Source organism: Rhodococcus sp. NPDC055112, assembly GCF_053607505.1.
This window is the reverse complement of sequence record NZ_JBSGTR010000012.1, coordinates 36,521-53,592: the sequence shown is the minus strand read 5'-3', so window position 1 is coordinate 53,592 and position 17,072 is coordinate 36,521. Positions and strand designations below refer to the sequence as shown.

Genomic DNA, 17,072 nt, shown 5'->3' with positions numbered 1-17,072 from the left:
TGGTGGACAAAGGGGTGGATGGTGGCGGTCAAGGTTGTCTTCCTGCACGGCATCGGAGACGGTGATCCGCGTGCCGGGTGGCTGGAAGGACTCAATCGTGGGCTGGCGCAGGCCGGCCGTGACCCAATCGACCGCGCGGACACCCTCGTTCCCCGCTACAGCTCGATCCTCTCTACCGAGGGGATCGGGGCGAAGATGCCGCCGGTGACCTACCGCGTCAAGGACGACGCTGCGGCGCGATTCGAGTTCGCCCGTCGTCAGGCTCGCATCCAGCGAAACCTGGGATTGGGGTCGGTGCCGTCGGGAATGGGTGCGCATCTCGTGCCCGAGGCGCCGTTGAATGCATTGCAGGGCTTCGCCGTCGAGCGCATCTCTGCCTACGACCTCACCCAGGTGCGGCGGTACGTGCGCAACGAACCACTTCGCGGAGCAGTCCTGCGCCACATCCTGGACCAGGACTTCGGCGACGAGATCGTCTTGATCGGGCACAGCCTCGGCAGCGTCATCGCGATCGACCTGCTCGACCACCTCCCCGAACATGTCCATGTACGTCGGTTCATCACGATCGGCAGCCCCGCGGCCGCACCCTCCCTCCACGAGGGCAGCGAGCGCCTGTTGAAGAAGTTCCCCTACGCCCGGGTGGACGACTGGTCCAACGTCTTCAACCCCGGCGACGTGGTGACCGGCGGCCGCGGCCTGGCCGCGACCTTTCCAGCCGCCCAGGACTTCGCCGTCGGCATCGGACTCCTCGAGCACGGGGCGAGCGCGTATCTGGGAAACCCCGCGGTGGCCGGCCTTGTCGCCCAGATCGTCCAGCCGAATAAGAGCGTTGTGCTGGCCAGGCCGGGAATCGCGGTGCGGCTGACCGATGCGCAGGCGTCGATCCTGCTCCTGCTCCACTACGGACATGCCGTGGCCCGGCACATCAAGAGTCAGGAAACGGCCGCACGGTATGCCGGCGCGCTTCGGCTGCGCCAGGATCAGGTGGTCTCCGAGATCGAGAACCTTGCCACCGTCGGTCAGCAGCCGATGGCCGCAGAGTTGCATCAACTGGTCGACGGGGACCTGCCGCCGGTTCCCCACCGGTGGGAACTGCACGAGGCCGTCGGCGAACTGGTCGTTCTCGCGCTGACCAACGCAGTCGACCCGTACGAGATCGACGTCGAGCGAGCGCCGATGCGGGCGATCCCGGAGATCGCCGTCACCCTCGGATTCAGCACCGATGTAGGCGAGAAGGTCATCCGTGCAATCGAAGACGTTCAAAAGGCCCTCGACCGTCGAGGCGGCGTGCCATGGGGTCGGGTGCTGGGGGCAGCCGCCGGGATCGCCTTGTTGGCAGCGGGTCCGGTCGGGTTGATCGCAGCGGCGCCGGCCGGTGCCGCCGGCGCAGCGGCGATCGTGGGCGGTCTCGCCGGGTTCGGTCCCGGCGGGATGGTCGGCGGACTGGCGATGCTCGGAGGGCTAGCTGGCGCAGGTGGGGCGCTCGCCGCCGGTGCGGCCGCCGGAGGAGGCGAGGAGCAGCGTCCGGCGCTTGACCTCAAGAGGCTCGTGCTCGGAGTGACGGTCGAGCATGCCCGCAAGCTGCTGGACCTGCCGTTCGACCACAACCTCTGGTATCAGCTCGCCGATGCGGAGACGAACGTCGCTGTCCAGATCAACAGGCACGAGGCATTCGACGACCACAAGTCGCCGCGACTGGCCATGCTGCGTGAGGTGAAGGACTCGCTCACCCGGCTGATGCGCTTCATCACTGACACCGGACTCGCGCCGCGTGCGATCACCGCCGGCGACGAGACACCGATGACCCCGGAAGATCTGGTGCCGTCGGAGGTCAAGCAGATCCGCTGACCAGAATTTCTCCAGCGGTATCCGATGCGCTGTCAGACCGGCATTTGATCATCTGCGGGTGTCGAAAGCTGATGTGAGCGATTCTTCCTGGCTGGCCAGTTGAACGCGTCAGCTGCAGAGGTCTTCTTCGTCGACGACAAGGCGCAGAACATCGATAGTGCTCGCGCTCTGGGCATTCGAGCGGAGCAAACATCTACAGCTGGAGAGGTCGAGGCTGCGTTGAGGTCCGTTGGGCTATTGGAGTCGGTGCCGCGGCGCACTGGCTCCAGCCAGTAGTAGCACGCGTCGCGGAGTTCACTGCTATAACCCACGGGATCCGATGCGCATCCGCCGGTCGGATGCACCTTCCACGGTGACCTGGTGACGGCCTCCTTTAGATAGGGCGCCGGGCCTGGCCGACAGGGTGCACTCCTTCGGGGCCGGTCAGCGCGTGAAGTGAACGCCCTCCGGGGGCACCTCGGTGACGATGAACTCGTCGTCGACGTCGGTGACCGTGGCCACGTAGAACACGTGGTTGCCAGCGACGGCGACGCTGCAGCCGATGTTGAATCCGGGTGCCCGCGGCACGAACTGCAGCACGGGGTAGCCGCCGGACACCTGGTAGGCGCCGTAGGTGGCGGCGGCTGCGGCAAGGACCGCCCGTTGCACAGCATTGCGGTCCACGCCGACCGCGCCTTCTGGAATATCGGCGAGCGAGACCGTCGGGACGTCGTAGCCGGTGGACACCACGAGCGGTGGTGGGGCGGGCTCACGGTCTGCATCGTCATCGTCGTCCACGGCCCATGTGAGGGCTCCACTCGTGATCGTCGGCGGCCACCAGTCTATGCATGTGCCTGCGGAGACCGCGCCGCGGATCGCCGCGAGCATCTCGGTGAGGGACGCCCAGATCGGGCCGCCGGCATCCGCCTCGTATTTGTCGTAGGCGCGGACACATCCGTGGTGCGGCCCGGGGCGGGTGTCGACGAAGTAGTAGTACGAGTCGAGACCGGAGATCGGAATGTAGGACGGCAGGAAAGTGCCGGTGACCGTGCCCGCTTCGCGGTACTCGTCGATGACACCTGCGTATCCACCGTCGTAGACGTCTGCGTTCTCGTCGGCGATCTGTTCCCAGATCTCGATCAACATTCGATAGGCCGCGACGATCTCGTTCACTCCGAGGAGATCCTGCATCGGAAGCAGTCCACCGAGCATGGTGGAACCGTCCACTTCCTGGTGCTGGCCGTCGTGCAGGGAAAGGAACTCGCGAAGCTGGCTGGGCCAGTCGGCCGCGATGGACGCCGCGGCGGCTGTAACCTCGGTGGCCGGCAGCGGGAGGCGGAACGACTTGGCGGTCGCCGGTGCGACGTCGCGCAGAAGCGTGATCAAGGCTGTCCACTCCTGCGTGACCGTCATCCTCGGCAGCCTACCGATGCCGCCGCGGTGCTCGTTCGGACCGCGGAGGCGTTGCTCGTGTTCCGGATTTTCGTGCCCGGTCGTCGAGCAGTCGCCTCGATTGGTTCAGCGAGACTCCAATACGCGGGCACCTTGGTTTGAGCTGACGCCGCTACCGCCGTGATCAGCCGATGCCGGTGCTCGGTTCGGCAGTGTGCAGGTTCTGGAATGCGGTGGGTGGTCGGTTTAGCTTTGGTTGATGAGCGAAATGCCTTGCGGGGTGGACCTGCTCATTTGCCGTCCGGGGCGCGTGAGCTGCCCACGCGGGCTAACCCCGCAATGACGAAGCCCATTCCCGGCCAGCTGGGGCAAGACCGCGGCCGTTTCGTCTCCACGCTGTCAGGGAAAGTCCCAGCGGAGCACACCATCCTCGACAACGGCGACCCAACCCGCACAGTCCGTTCCTTGCTCGAGCGCCGAAGCAGTGCAGTCGAGCATGGCCTCGATCGAGTCCCACCGGAAGGTGGCACCCCCTTCGTTGAAGAACTCGACGACGCAGCCACTGCGGTCTCCGCCACGGGTGTCGACCGCGAGATAGTCTCCGCGGCCAGTGTCGCCGATCGGGATGAAGGCAGGCAGGTAGGTCTCGATCTCACTTCCCGCCGCTTCCGCCATCAGAGGCTCGACACCGCCGAGATCATCGGCGTAGTCCGCCCACAGCCGGGTCAGCCGGTCGTGGGTCTCGACGGCATCGGCAACAGAAAGCGGCTCGTTGCTGGGAAGAACCAGCGGGACCGGGTAGTCGCGGTAGCCGCCGTCGTGCAACGCGAACCACCGGTGCAGCTGCTCAGGCCAGGTCTGGCCCATCGCCGACTCGGCCGCGCGCACGGCTCGCAAGTAGGCCGGCGGAAGCAACCTCGTTGGAGTCGGGGGGGCGTTCTGCTCGCACCATCTGATGATCCGGGCCCAGTTCGCTTCGACACTCATGGCCCTGAAGGTACTGGCGGATGTCCCGAAGTTCGGCGAAACACTCATAGCGCCAGGAGAACTGGTGCGGGGCGACGCTCCCTTGTCGGCCCGCATCAGCCGCATGGTCGGCGTTCTGATCCCGGGGTTGGCAACACACAGATATCTCAGTTGGCTAAGGCAACTGGCTAGCTGACTGGTCAAATAGCAAACCGGGCTGTTCTTCGAACGGGTCAGCCACTTCCGGATCGCACTCGCCCGATCCGGAGCTGCTCAGACGCAGATCTGAAGGAACGATGTGGCTCCTGGGCGCAGTTGGTAGCGCTTCTCGTGCCCTCTGGCCTCGAATGCGGCGGAGGTCTCCGACACGCGCTTCATGGTGCCCTTCTGGTAGGGGTCGGCCCACCCGAAGGGAGAACCTTCGTGGTGGGGATCGGCCCTGACGGCTTCCCAGTATTGACCGGCGAACAGTGCCTCCTCCGCGCCGCAATGCGTGTACATCCGGTACTCGTACGCAGTGCCGATCCTGACCTGATCCGGAGCTGGTTCGGAAGGAGGGGAATGAGCTTCGGAAGGAGGGGAATGAGCCCCACATCCAGACGCCCCGACCATGAGAAGCGTCGCAGCACAGAGCCATTTCGCGACCTGGCGAACCGTCGTGTGCCGAACACTAGCGGTCCAGGTGGGTAGAGAGCGCTGGCTGCAGAAATGTGAAGAACGTGGGCGCAACGTCTACACATCGACAGGTGAGCAAACGGGACAGGAAAGCCCGCTGCTCGTCTTATTGCTGCCCTCCGGCATGGAGCAGGACCATTTCAGGCTCGCTACTCGGAGATACTCCTGGACGAAAAGGGCGCCATCTGGTGCAGGTTTCCCGCCCGTACGTTCGACTACTGCGATGATCACGTGATGCGTCGCTCCCGGTTGTTGCCCATTCTCGCCGCCGCATCCGTCCTCGCGGGGTGTGCGAACGACGCACCTCCATCGCCGGTGATCGTGTCCTTCGACGATGGGTGGGGTCAGGTCTTCGTCGCGAACGTCGACGGAAGCGGATTGCGACAGGTCACTCCGACAGTGGCTGACGACATGTCCGATGGTCGATACGGCAACTACGCCGCGCTGTCACCGGACGGCGCGCTGTTGGCCTATACCCGCGGAGGTCGGTTCATCGAGGTCGTGGATCTCGAATCGGGTGAAGTGAGGACTGTTCATGAGGGCGGCTATCAGCCCGTCTTCTCGCCGGACGGGTCCTCTATCGCGTTCTCGAAGAGCGACGGCAGTATCAGCATCATGAACCCCGACGGTTCCGATGTGCACGTTATCGCTCCGGAGGAGTCCGGATCCGTGGCGACGTTCTCGCCGGACGGGTCGCGGGTGGTCTTCACCGCCAGCGGATACATTGTCGAGGTGCCTACGGCGGGTGGAGAATCGAAGGTGCTTCTGCGCGACCAGTTCTGGAACGCGGACCCCGAGTACTCGCCAGACGGCTCCACTCTGGTCTTCTCGAGCAACCGCGGCGGCAACAACGGCTCCGAGATCTACTCCATGCCTGCCGGTGGGGGAGTGATCACGCCGTTGACCGACACGTATGCGGTTCATCCGGAGTTCACCCCCGACGGCTCACGCATTCTGTACACCAGGGCGACGACGCAGTCGGGGGAGCTGGTGACCGACAGTTCGACCTCGACCCGTGCGGAGCTGGCCTCGATGAATCTCGACGGGTCCGACCAGAAGCGGTTGACGCCTCGTTCGATCACAGCGCAGGGTCCGAGTGTCGGCGGGGGACAGTGATATCGCGCGAACGCGCACGACGCCGGGCGGCCAGGACACCGAACTCGACCTCAACGCACCCGTACACGCCGACGAGCGAGACGACCACGGCAATCGGGTTGATCGCGTCTGCGGTCCCGGCTGACCGAGAACCCCGCCGACTACGTGAAGCTTCCCAGCGAGCACAGCACCAATGGGGGAGCGCCGGGGGTGGTGGACGATCCCGACCAGTTCCTCACGGCGGAACAGGTTTCCGCGCTCTTGGCTGTGACGCCCTGGCCGTACAACGTGCATGTGCATGTGCATGTGCATGTGGCGGCGTGGGCGGGCCTGCGTGCTGCAGAGCTGGCCGGGCTACAGGTGGGCGACGTAGAACTACCCGCGCGGACGCTCAACCCCAACGCCCGGCCCAAGCCCGGCACGCTGCGGGTGGAGCGGACCATCATCACGGTGGATGGCGCGCTGGTGTACGACACCCCGAAGACGCGGGGGAGCCGGCGACGAGTCCGGCTCACCCCCGCGACGGTGGAGCTGCTGCGGGACTACCTGGCGCGGCATCCCCGCAGCGACGACCCGTCGGCACCGCTGTTCCCGGCGATGTGCTTGGTCGCGCAGAAGCCCACTGGCCTACGGGCTAACGACGCCCACGGGCGGCGGATCGTGCCCAAGGCCGAAGACGCCTTGGCTGCACTGGCCGTGGGCGAGGCCGAGGCACGGCTGACCCTGGACTGGGACGCGCCACTCCGGCATCAGACGTTCTACAAGGCCATCTATCGGCCAGCGGCGTTGCGGGCGAACCTGATTGCCGCCGAGCAGGGCACCGCAAAGCTCCCGCCCGGACTCAAGTTCCACGCGCTCCGGCACACCTACGCCTCGCTCTGCGTGGCGGCGGGAATCCCGCCGTTGGAGCTGGCCCGGTTCATGGGGCACGCCAAGGTCACCACCACGCTGTCGGTCTACGCGCACCTCTTCGAGGACGACCACGCCGACGCGATGGCCGCGCTCGGGGCGATGGGGCAGCCAGCCACACCGCCCCGGCAGGCCGACAACGTGGTGCCGTTTCGCGGGCGTAGTTAGGATTCCTCGTCCTCGAAGACTTCCCGCAGTTGACGAATTGCCTGCTCAAGCAGGTCGTTGTCCATGTGAAGTTTTAGCTCAAGTGGGACTATGACGTTCTCGCCACGGGCTTCGACAAGACGTTTCGGCAGCTCGTGGACCGTTGTGACGTAGTTGTCAATTAGCTCGTCAAGCCCCTGTCGCGGGCTGTCCGAGAATCTTGCACAGGTATTGAGAACGTTCATGTACGCGGACTTCGCGGAAGCACCCTGCGCGCGCTGAGCGAGCTCGATGAACCGCTCGTATAGATCCATGAGCCTGTTAGCTGCATGAACGAGCGCTTCTGGGTCATCGGATAGGTCATTCGGTTCGCCGAAGGCTGCCTTGAATGCGTCGGTCAGAACAAGATTGGAGACCTGAGTCCCTAGCTGCTCGACATCGTTCATCGCATTGCCAACGAAGTCTCTTAGTTCGGTAGCGGTCGAAATTCGTATGCTGTTGGGCTGTGCGTAGCCAAGCTCAAGGTCGCGAATCGCAGCCTTAAGTGCGTTGCGCCGCTGAACCATCACGGATGCGAAAGCCGCCCACTGCCACGAGTGGGGGCGCTCCTGTATGAGCTTGGTCAGGCCCTCTTGATCATCAACAACCGTGCCGAAAACCGGTAGTTCGTCATCGCCGCCTTCATCCTCGGATGCAGGCGTGCGATCGTAGGCCACTCGCTCGGCGTCCCAGGCCTTCTCAAGCTTCTTGTTGAGGCAATCGATGACACCAGGCGCGCCAAGCATGAGCCCGTCCAAGTAGCCGATGCTCTTGAGGAGCCCGGCGACTTCGTCAAGTTGGGTGGTGTCCAGCAGTACCGGCAGAATGTACGCGCCCTGAGTGCTCAGGCGCTTGGCCAAAGCGGCTCGGCGTTCAAGGCGTGTCCACTCCTTGTCGGCGTACTCCTTTGAGATGAACATGACAACATACCGAGTGCTTTTGGAGTAGATGTCCGTGAAGACCTCGGTGAGTTCCTCGCCCCACAACTCGGCTTGGAAGTCCGCGTCGTAGAACACACGCCCTTCGGGCACATTGACCCCACGCACAACCGCCTCCACGAACGTGCGCTGTTCGCCAGCGAAGGAAACGGCTAGGTCGTACTTGTAGTCGCTGGGTCGCTCAGCCCCGGTCTCGCCCACGTCTTCTCCTTGTGCCTGACAACTTCTCCACCGGTTACCGCGTTGGTCGTCAGTATCCCACGACGGAATGACATCTATGTGATTCCGTCACCGTGGTTGATCTGTCTGAGGTACCACGGAGGTACAGGCAACCCGAGAACTACGAAAGCCCCGACCAGAAACGATCTGGCCGGGGCTTTCATCTGAGGGGTGTTCACCTATGGCGGGTCGTTTTGGGCTGCATGCGGATTGGATAGGTTGACCACTCGGTAATCACACTTTGCGAGGGCTCCTGATCACACACAATCTGGATGAGTTCCATTTGCCGTTGTGGTCGAGTGCTTGGTCCTGAGTTCAGCGTTCGCGGACCAGTCCGGGATGGCGGGCGCGAAGATACCAACCCATAAATGTCACGCCTTCGTCAGCGAGCCACGGCCACGCGGACCGATCGAAGTTGGCGAGATCAGTGAGGGCATCCGCGACGGTGTACACGCCGTTGGTATGGGTGCGGAGCACTACGGTGGGGTCGTTCCAGTCGATCGCAGCCGCCTTCGGGTCGAGGGGGCTGTGTTGGGCGATGATCGCGGTGTCATCCGATTCCGTGGATTCGCCACGGACAGTCGCTACGCGGATGTCCCTGTCGATCTCGGCGGTGGTGTCGAGTGCTTCAACGCGCCACCACAGGGGGTCGGCAGTCGAGGCGATCAGGACTGCAACGAAGGGGATTGGGTCGCGCTCGGTCGGTGCGGTGAGGGTGCCGATCACCACAGCAACGTCGTCGTCGACGACCGCAAGAGGGTGTTCGGACATGTGCAGTCGGGGTGCGTCGTGGAGGCGTGGGCACGGATGCGAGTCGCCGGATTCCCCGGCTGCCAGTAGTTGTTCGAGGAATCGGCCGGTTGTGCGCCGCGCCATCGACCAGCGGTCACCCTCAGCGATTGCCTGGAGGACCTGTCCGACAATCCCGCACATTCCGCTACGTCGCGGATCCTTGTTGCGCGTCATGAACACATCCTGTCCCACCGACTGTGACTGGCATCGTCGTCACGAGGGTCGAGCTATGGCCGGCTGGCTGGCTCGGCATGGGCTTGCGTTGGATGGAGGAACGCTGGACGGATTGCGGCTGTGGATGGCCTGGCGGCTGGCTGGCTCTGGATAGAGAGGGGTGTTCACCAATGTCAGTTCACTCCTGGGCTGTATGCGGATTGGATAGGTTGACCGGTCGGCAATCGCACTTAGGAGAGGCTCCAGATCACACAAATCTGGATGAGTTTCAGTTGCTGCGGATGGGCTGCGGATGCTGGGGCAGCAGGTGTGTATCGGTGCGTATGGGAGAAAAGTGGCGATCAGACTCCGTTGTCGAGAATTCGCCAGCTGTCGTCGTCGCTGTTGCGGCCAAGGACATAGCCCCAGGTGGTTCGGCCGTCATGCATGGATTCGTCAGCGTTGCTGAGGGTGAACGTGACAGGCACAGACATCCCCTGTTGATAGCCCTCGGCGGCAGTACCCGCGGTGGTGATTGCGCTGACATTGCGGATCGTGAGGTCATCGATATGAGGGTGGCGGCCGGTCAGTGACGTGCGAAACCATGGCTGTAATCTGCTCCATCGGTCGTCGGCCACCAAGTGTTGGCCGGCATCCGCATCGCCTGCATTGATGGCCTGGATAAACGAGCGAACGACCTCCTCTGGGGTGGCCGTCACCGCGGGTGGGCTGGCATGTTCGTCACCTGCGTCGGAACACCCTGCAAGAAGAGGCACGGCAACCGCGGCGCCGATACACGAGGCCACGACGGCCCGCAGCATTCCATCTCGACGCGTAGCACTATGTCTCATGTTCATAGTGTGACTGACGCCGGTCCTACGCTCGCGGTCCACAATCGGTCGTTTCCCGGACACGAATCGAAGCAGGGGAGTGGCTGTGACCTTCAGCGGTAAGTGAGCTCCGTTCGCCATGTTGGCGCTCTGGCTGTTTCTGGGTAGACAGTTCATAGGTGACGTCGCGACGGAGGCATCGAGGTGGAACTGGATTCAGCTGGGGCTGTGGGTGTTCGTCGTGATCGGTACGAGCTGGCAATGTGTGAACGTGGTTCGCCGCCGCCGGGCCGACCCGACGCCCACCAGCGGCGGTGAGTAGGTCGTCCCCAATCGCGAGTGGACGCCGCTAGATGCGCAAAGCGCTAGCATTGCTCGGCGTCACGGTCAGCCTCGTCGTCTACATCGCTGCGTTCTCCGTCAGTGCCCCAATCGAAGTGTGCATCTCGCAGCCGATCATCCCGCCATCGATGCTGGCCGGTGGCGATCCAGTTGTGGCTTCCCCAGCGAACTTCCAGAAAGCCTGGGTCGTCATCGTCGCGTCGCGCTGTGAACTGACCTTCCCCTCTACGGGCACTCACGCCTCGACTCTCGTCATCGAATGGGGCCCATCAGCACTCGCCAGCGTCGGTCTGATCGGCGCGGCATCGTCGCTGTGGATCTGGTTCAGATTCCGGAATAGAGAAGATTGAAAGAGCCAGAATGCGGGGGAGGGCGCTACCGACGCTGTGACATCCTTGCAGGATGTCATTGGATGGTCGACGCTTGTCGCCACTGTTTGGCGCGATGATCACGCTGTGCGTGTTGTGCGCCGCCTTCGTTGATGTGCCGGGTATGGCAATCGCTGGCTGGACACTGGTGTTGGTCCTTGCTCCAGCGTGGATGGTGACAATGATCCGATCCCGGATTTCTTCTGACGAGCGGCGATCAGCGGAGCGTTGACCGGCACGGCTCTCCCCGGCTGGATTGTGCGCCGCAGCCCCCCGTCGACGGCGTAACTTCGCCTTCGTGCCGCATGAGGAGTTGTCGGCGGCCGCTCGCTCCGGTAGATAGGGACCCGCCCCGGTAGCGAAATCCACGGATTCCGCGGCTCGACCTCGACCACATCGCGGAAGCGGTCGTCCGTAGCTATTTTCGGGAGCAGCGCTCGGCCCAGTCTGGATGCGAATCGCGCCGTAGTCGGGTCGGAGGTCCGCTGAATCGGGCCAGCGAGGTCCAGTTGAGGGGGAATCGGCCTCGGAGACCCGGCAGCGGGTCCAATTGGTGAACTCAACGGGCGTTGATGGGTGAACACCCTCGACGAACGAACGGGAGACGACATGGATGGAAGGGCGTTCACCTATGGCGGTTCATTCAGGGCTGCATACGAATTGGATAGGTTGACCAGTTGGTGATCACACTTAGCGGGGGCTCCTAGTCACACAAATCTGGATGAGTTCCAGATGCTGCGGTTGGGCAGCTGCTGCTGAGTCCGCGACATCGATCGATCAGATGGAATCAGCGTGGTTCGCTGATTCAACGAACCGCGACCAGAACGGCACGTTGGTCCGAAACGGCCAGGTTTCGCTCGGTGCAGCATCATCGTGGAGGCCCACCCCGACATGATCAGCCAGTAGAGCGCCTATCTGGCTGACGAGATCCGAGGTGAGGGACGACTGTTACTACAGTTCATGGGCGATGGCACAGTTCCTAGTCCAGACCCCGCGGTCGACCTCAACCTTGCGCGAAGTGCGCGCTACCGGCACGTCGGGTGAGTGTCACGCGAGCTGTGTAAATCTCGCGTAGTGCCCGCGAATCCCGTTGCCGTGGACGTTATCTCCCCGGGCTGCCATTCTGTGTGCGGCCCGGGGAGGTTGAGACTTCAGGACCGATCCAACCAGCGGCATTCGAGCTTGCGCAGGGGTGGTGATCAGGCGTGAGCCGTGCATCCGTCGGGGTCGGCGAGGTAGGACTCGCGTGTCCCCATGGGTTGTTCATGTCGCGCCACCAGCAACTGGCAGTTCGAGGTTGGCGACGGCGACGGACACATCCCGGGGAACCAATCCGCTACGGAAGCCCTCGGCTGCCCCGGCCACGGTGACCTGTAGGCGGTGTCCCGATTCGAAACGGTGCACGGCGCCGGGCACCGTCACGTCGACGGTGGTGTCGGAGGTGACGCGCGTGGGAACGGTGTTCCCGACGCGTGTTGCGGTGCCGTCGGGTGCGACGTCATGCATGGTCACGAACAGTACGGCGCCGTCGGCGGCGGTTGCCGCTGAGGCCCCCGAGACGTTTAGGGTGACCTGCGGCGCCCCTACCTGCTCAAGGTGGCCGGTGAGCGGCTCGCTGGTCCAGGTCACGGCCTTCTGCGGTGACGCGTCGGGGCCTGAATGTAGCGGCTGGGCGCCGGGATTGAGTGGGAACGAGGTGAGGCTGGCCGCGTCGTCGAGACTGCGGGCGGTGCCGTACGCGGGTTCGGAGCTGCCGGTGTAGAAGACCCAATCGCGGTACCAGGAGAACTCGGGAGCCGACGGGGCGGGCTCACCCTTGAGGTGCCGGTCGAACCAGTCCATGTACCGGGAGACCAGGTACTGGGTTTCACGATCGGGTGCCTTCTCGTCGAACTCGCCCGGCCGCGGATCGCCACCAGCATGCCCGCGGTAATGCCACACCATGCTCACCTCGACGCCGCGTTCCTTCAGCCCGCGGTAGGTGGCGGTGGCTTCTTGAAGGTCGAACAGGGTGTCGCGTTGTGCTTGCATGAGCAGAACGGGAACGCGCACCCTGTCGATGTAGTCGGCGACCGAGGTCGATTGGAGAAAAGCGGCCTCTTCGACTCCGGCGAACCCTTGGGCCAGCGAGGTGCCGAGCGCGGGACACGCCACGTCGGCGAGGTTGGGGCAGGGGAGCGCTCGGGACGGGTCAGCGAGGTAGCCCTTCACGCCGGGCGAGAGCCCGCCCATGGCGGCAAAGGCCGCGGCCCACGTGGATTTGGTGGCGCCGGTGCCGCCTGTGCTTCGTCCTGCCGGGCCGACGGCGCCGTCGGGCGAGAGCGAGTAGCTCAGATCGTTCCAGGTGATCATGGGCACGATGGTGTCGATCCGTGGATCGGTCGCGGCCGCGGCGAACTGCACGGCGCCGCCGTACGAGCCGCCCAGCATCCCCACCCGCGGATCGTGATCGAGTCGTTGGCCCGAGGCCCCCCGGTGGTCGGCTTGGATGAAGTCGACGGGAGCGGCCGGGATCTTCAGCGCCGGATCGGTATACGCGATCCCGGTCGCACCGCCGAGGAAGCTCACCAATTGCTGTGCGGCACGACCGTCCCACTCGGGATTGTCAAGACTGACTTTGCATGTCGAGCCTCCGAATCCAAGACCCGAATACATCAGAGCCGCGTACCCCTGTTCGGCGAGCATCGCCCCGGTCCCAGCCAGGACGTCCTTGGAAGTGCCGAACCCGTTCGTCGAGAGAATCGCGGGGACCGGCGTGGCGGCCGACGCACCGGACGGACGGTACAGATCGCCCTCGATCGTGCATCTGTGGGCGCCGTCGGGTCCGGTGGCGACGTCGAACCACAGCGGTGTGACAGTGACATCCCTAGGCTCAGCGTGCGCATCGACTGGGGCGGCTGCAGCAGCACTTCCCGGTGAAAGCGTCGCCAATGCGAACACAGACACTGCAACCGCCGTCAGAGCTTTCGTAATCCGAACTCGCTCGAATCCCACGTCCCATTCCCGCCTGTTCTCGCAACAAGATCCGCACGAGTGTGGCACAGGTGATGATGGGACGCAAAGCTAGCTTAATTATCGTTAAGTATGCTTGTGGTTCAAGCCTGTGGCATGGGAAGATCGAATTGATTGGCGAGCAGGCTGGTGAGTGTTCGTATGCCCGCGACCATGTCGAAGTTCTCGTCCAATAGCCACAGGTGTTCGAGCCCGACGAGGGTGGCGATAATCAGATCAGCCATTCTCGTGATGTCGTTTCTCTCGACTGCCGATACCTCGCCACTGCGCAATGCACGCTCAGCCGCTACCTCCGAAGCGCTGCGCAGTCGGTCCAGCCGCAAGCGCGACCATTGCCGGGCCAACTCCGAGCTGTCGCCCGGAGCGAGCGCGCACAGGTGCTCCAAACGAATGACCTCGCGGTCGTGCAAGTTTTCCTCAACTGTGCGCACCATGAGTTCGAGCGCGTCAGTCAGGGTGAGGTCTTCGTAACTGATGTCTTGCTCGTCTGCGACGAGTCGGCCTCGATCTTCCAGTACCGCCAGCAGCAGCGTCTGTTTGTCCGGGAAGTGGTGCAGGACACCGGGTGCGGAAAGTCCGGCTGTCCTGGCGATGGCGGTGATCGAGGTTCCGGCGTAGCCACGCTCGGAGAACAGTCGGAGGGCCGCGCTCAGGATCCGCGCGCGGGTCTCACGGCCAGCTTGATCGGCTCCCAAGGTACGGGCCACGTCACCGCTCCTTCCTCGTTGTCGCGTCCACGCAATCCTATCGAGGGGAGTGCTGGTCGTCGCATGCGCCGCTGACCGGTGACGACGAACTTCGGGGACAGCGTCGACAACGTGCTGCGATCGGTGACCACGCGGTAAAAGACCGTCGGGCTCGAACGCCACGGCGGCTTCTGGGTTCCCGTGACTTCAGCGACCGAAATCCCGGCCAAACACTCGCTGCCACCGCGGCGCAGGATGAAGGCGGCGCGTGGCGTGGCACTGGCTGGCGGCTGGCTGTGGACCGGCGATATGGAGATGGACGAATGGATAGGTGGAGGGGTGTTAACCAATGCCGGTTCGTGCTGGGCTGCATGCGGATTGGATAGGTTGACCAGTCGGCGATCGCAATTGACGGAGGCTCCTGATCGCCCAGAATCGGGATGAGTTCCAGGTTGCTCGCAGTCGGTGTGGCAAGCGGGTGCGGGTGAATCGGTGTCAGCCGAGGATGTTGACCGCGTTGGCGACGACCGGGCTGAGGATGGTGATCGACAGGATCGATTGGACGGACATGGTGAGCTTCGCCCACCGCGGGAGCGCATGACGTCGGTGGGGCTGAATGCGGTCGCGTTGGTCAGGGCCAGATATAAGTAGTCGACGAACATCGGCCGCCATCCTGGTGCCGCGAGGCGGGGGCCAAGCTGCTGGGGGAACGCCAGATCTGGGTGGGTCGGGGGCTGCAAATGCCTGGTCACGGGTCCTCCGCCGTCGAGTTCCCAGTACAGGAAGCCAAATACGAGGACGGTCTGCGACCACACCAGCGCCCCCGATAGGTCGCCACGGTCGCCACGGTCGTTTGCGGTCGGGGCGTTGCGGATCTCTTTACTCGTGGCGGCGCCCTCTCCGGCCGCGGTCCTCAGGTCCGCTCATCCGGGGGTTGCCAGCCACGGCGTCAGCGAGCATGGTGCCGGGCGTGCTTGATCCGACCGACCGAGCTTCACATCGTGAAGGTGGCGGTGGCGGCGTCCTCGAACCATCGCTCCCAGCGATCGCCATTCCAGCCTCGTTCGCCGACCAGCAACAACCACCACCGACGATTGGCCAGTACCCACATTGCATCGATGACGTCATCATGCGGTCGATGCCCAACAATCAGGGTCGACGCGTGTGCGACCTCGTTCCAACGGGCCGATTCCCTCACGGCCAATCGGGCTGCCGCGTCGCCGTCGGTCACCGCCGCTTGATCGAGGACATACTGGATGGCCGCCGATCGCTCGTGCGCACCTCGCAACCAGTGCCCGCCGGCGCGAATGCGAGTCGCCTGGTCGCCGACACCCATCGCCTGAAATGTCGGTTGATCGCGCACGCGCAAACCGTCTCCACCAGCGAGGGCGTGCGCAATACAGGCGTCGAGGAGTGCGAGTTTTCCATTGAACTGCTGGTAGACCGTTTGCCTGGTTAGGCGAGCGGCGTCGGCGACGTCGGCCATTGTCGTGGCCACCCATCCGCGGGCCGTGAACATCTCCGTTGCCACCACCACCACGGCTTCACGGTTGGCCAGGGCCAGCTGCTCCCGAAGTTTCGACCTGTACTCACGCACCACATTGACAGCCTACCGAGATTCACCTTACGTGGTGTACGTTGAAACTTAATTTCAGTTTACTCTGAGTAATGCAGAATTCCCGGGAGGCATCAGATCCATGACAACCGCTGAGTGGAAGACCGCACTAATCCCCACCGACCTCGGCAATCTCGCGGTACACATCGTGGGCGAGGGGTGCCCGGTCGTGGCCTGGCACAGCATGTTCGTCGACTCGTCGAGTTGGTCCCGCCTGGTGCCGCACCTACCTGGTCGACGCTTCTTCTTGATCGATGCTCCATCATGTGGCGCCAGCGATGCGCTCACCGAGCCAGTGGACATCAGTGCCTGTGCGCGTGCGGCGGCGCAAGTCATAACGGCGCTCGCCGCCGAACTGGGCGGACAACCGATCGACTGGCTCGGCAACGCCTGGGGCGGGCACGTTGGCATGGAACTCGCAGCAATCCATCCCGACATGATCCGCAGCCTTGTCGCGATCAGCGCGCCGACATTTCCCATCGGCTTTGCGTTGCGGCTGAAGGTAGGTCTGCTGCTACCGCTCTACCGCGCTTTCGGCCCGCACGGCCCGGTCCGATCGGCGATTATGTCGACCATTTTGACCGACGCCACCCGAAAGGATGATCTGGAGGCAGTCGCTTTGATCGACGAGTGTCTCGCAAAGTCGGGGAGCGGCGCGACCATCACTGCGATCCGGTCGGCCATCCTGAATCGCACCGACCTACTGTGGGCAGCACGTGCGCTTCGGTGCCCCACCCTGTTCGTCACTACCGACGACCGAGGCGAATGGACACCCGAACAGGCACGCGCCGTGGTGGCGCAGATGTCATGCGCGACAGAGGTCACGATCACGGACACGCGCGTGATTCCAGCCCTGGAGCAGCCGGTGCAGGTAGCTGCCGCACTCCGCCAATTCTGGGCCCAGCCGCGAAATTCCACATCTGAGCTCACCTGCGAGTAGCCGTCGCCGCACACGAAGCAACCCCGCACGAGAAATCACCGGCCCCGCAACCACCCTCCCTGGACCGGAGTGCAAGACCGGCGAGGAGATCCACCGCGCACTCTTCGGCGCGCAGTAGCCTTCTGCG

13 protein-coding genes are annotated in these 17,072 nt (G+C 63.9%); 5 read left to right on the top strand and 8 right to left on the bottom strand.

Features of this window, described 5'->3' with window-relative positions; all coding sequences use genetic code 11:
• Positions 1–21: 21 nt before the first annotated feature.
• Positions 22–1,848 (top strand): hypothetical protein, encoded by a 1,827-nt coding sequence (locus tag ACWFRB_RS08795; protein WP_452640338.1) that lies wholly within the window; start codon positions 22–24, stop codon positions 1,846–1,848.
• A gap of 423 nt (positions 1,849–2,271) precedes the next feature.
• On the opposite strand, the gene ACWFRB_RS08790 is transcribed toward ACWFRB_RS08795, so the two are convergent.
• Complete coding sequence (locus ACWFRB_RS08790; protein WP_452640336.1) at positions 2,272–3,240, bottom strand: SMI1/KNR4 family protein; 969 nt, start codon at positions 3,238–3,240, stop codon at positions 2,272–2,274.
• Positions 3,241–3,618: 378 nt separating this feature from the next.
• Positions 3,619–4,302 carry an SMI1/KNR4 family protein gene (locus tag ACWFRB_RS08785; RefSeq protein ID WP_452640334.1) on the bottom strand — a complete coding sequence of 228 codons (684 nt, stop codon included), beginning with the start codon at positions 4,300–4,302 and terminating at the stop codon, positions 3,619–3,621.
• A 969-nt stretch (positions 4,303–5,271) separates the two neighbouring features.
• Between ACWFRB_RS08785 and ACWFRB_RS08780 the strand changes: the two genes are divergently transcribed.
• Positions 5,272–5,976: a TolB family protein gene (locus ACWFRB_RS08780; protein ID WP_452640332.1), complete on the top strand. Its 705-nt coding sequence runs from the start codon at positions 5,272–5,274 to the stop codon at positions 5,974–5,976.
• A gap of 192 nt (positions 5,977–6,168) precedes the next feature.
• Positions 6,169–7,032, top strand: coding sequence for a tyrosine-type recombinase/integrase (locus tag ACWFRB_RS08775; protein WP_452640330.1), 864 nt, complete (start codon positions 6,169–6,171; stop codon positions 7,030–7,032).
• On the opposite strand, the gene ACWFRB_RS08770 is transcribed toward ACWFRB_RS08775, so the two are convergent.
• From ACWFRB_RS08770 to ACWFRB_RS08760, 3 genes are all read right to left on the bottom strand, one after another.
• On the bottom strand, positions 7,029–8,189 hold the full coding sequence (locus tag ACWFRB_RS08770) for a TIR domain-containing protein (protein ID WP_452640329.1): 1,161 nt from the start codon (positions 8,187–8,189) through the stop codon (positions 7,029–7,031). The two genes, ACWFRB_RS08775 and ACWFRB_RS08770, sit on opposite strands and share 4 nt — an antisense overlap.
• A gap of 333 nt (positions 8,190–8,522) precedes the next feature.
• A complete protein-coding gene (locus ACWFRB_RS08765) occupies positions 8,523–8,933 on the bottom strand; it encodes a hypothetical protein (RefSeq protein ID WP_452640328.1) in 411 nt (136 codons plus the stop codon).
• Positions 8,934–9,514: 581 nt separating this feature from the next.
• Positions 9,515–9,973 (bottom strand): hypothetical protein, encoded by a 459-nt coding sequence (locus ACWFRB_RS08760; RefSeq protein WP_452640326.1) that lies wholly within the window; start codon positions 9,971–9,973, stop codon positions 9,515–9,517.
• Between the two features lie 362 nt (positions 9,974–10,335).
• Here ACWFRB_RS08760 and ACWFRB_RS08755 point away from each other — a divergent pair, with 362 nt between their 5' ends.
• Positions 10,336–10,674 carry a hypothetical protein gene (locus ACWFRB_RS08755; protein ID WP_452640325.1) on the top strand — a complete coding sequence of 113 codons (339 nt, stop codon included), beginning with the start codon at positions 10,336–10,338 and terminating at the stop codon, positions 10,672–10,674.
• A gap of 1,281 nt (positions 10,675–11,955) precedes the next feature.
• Here ACWFRB_RS08755 and ACWFRB_RS08750 read toward each other — a convergent pair.
• The 3 genes from ACWFRB_RS08750 to ACWFRB_RS08740 all read right to left on the bottom strand — a co-directional run bounded on the left by ACWFRB_RS08750 (position 11,956) and on the right by ACWFRB_RS08740 (position 15,990).
• Positions 11,956–13,632, bottom strand: a complete 1,677-nt coding sequence (locus ACWFRB_RS08750; RefSeq protein ID WP_452640404.1) for a CocE/NonD family hydrolase — start codon at positions 13,630–13,632, stop codon at positions 11,956–11,958.
• A 155-nt stretch (positions 13,633–13,787) separates the two neighbouring features.
• Positions 13,788–14,411, bottom strand: a complete 624-nt coding sequence (locus ACWFRB_RS08745) for a TetR/AcrR family transcriptional regulator (protein ID WP_452640323.1) — start codon at positions 14,409–14,411, stop codon at positions 13,788–13,790.
• A gap of 973 nt (positions 14,412–15,384) precedes the next feature.
• A complete protein-coding gene (locus ACWFRB_RS08740; protein WP_452640322.1) occupies positions 15,385–15,990 on the bottom strand; it encodes a TetR/AcrR family transcriptional regulator in 606 nt (201 codons plus the stop codon).
• Between the two features lie 97 nt (positions 15,991–16,087).
• Here ACWFRB_RS08740 and ACWFRB_RS08735 point away from each other — a divergent pair, with 97 nt between their 5' ends.
• Positions 16,088–16,945: an alpha/beta fold hydrolase gene (locus ACWFRB_RS08735; protein WP_452640321.1), complete on the top strand. Its 858-nt coding sequence runs from the start codon at positions 16,088–16,090 to the stop codon at positions 16,943–16,945.
• The last annotated feature ends 127 nt before the right edge of the window (positions 16,946–17,072 follow it).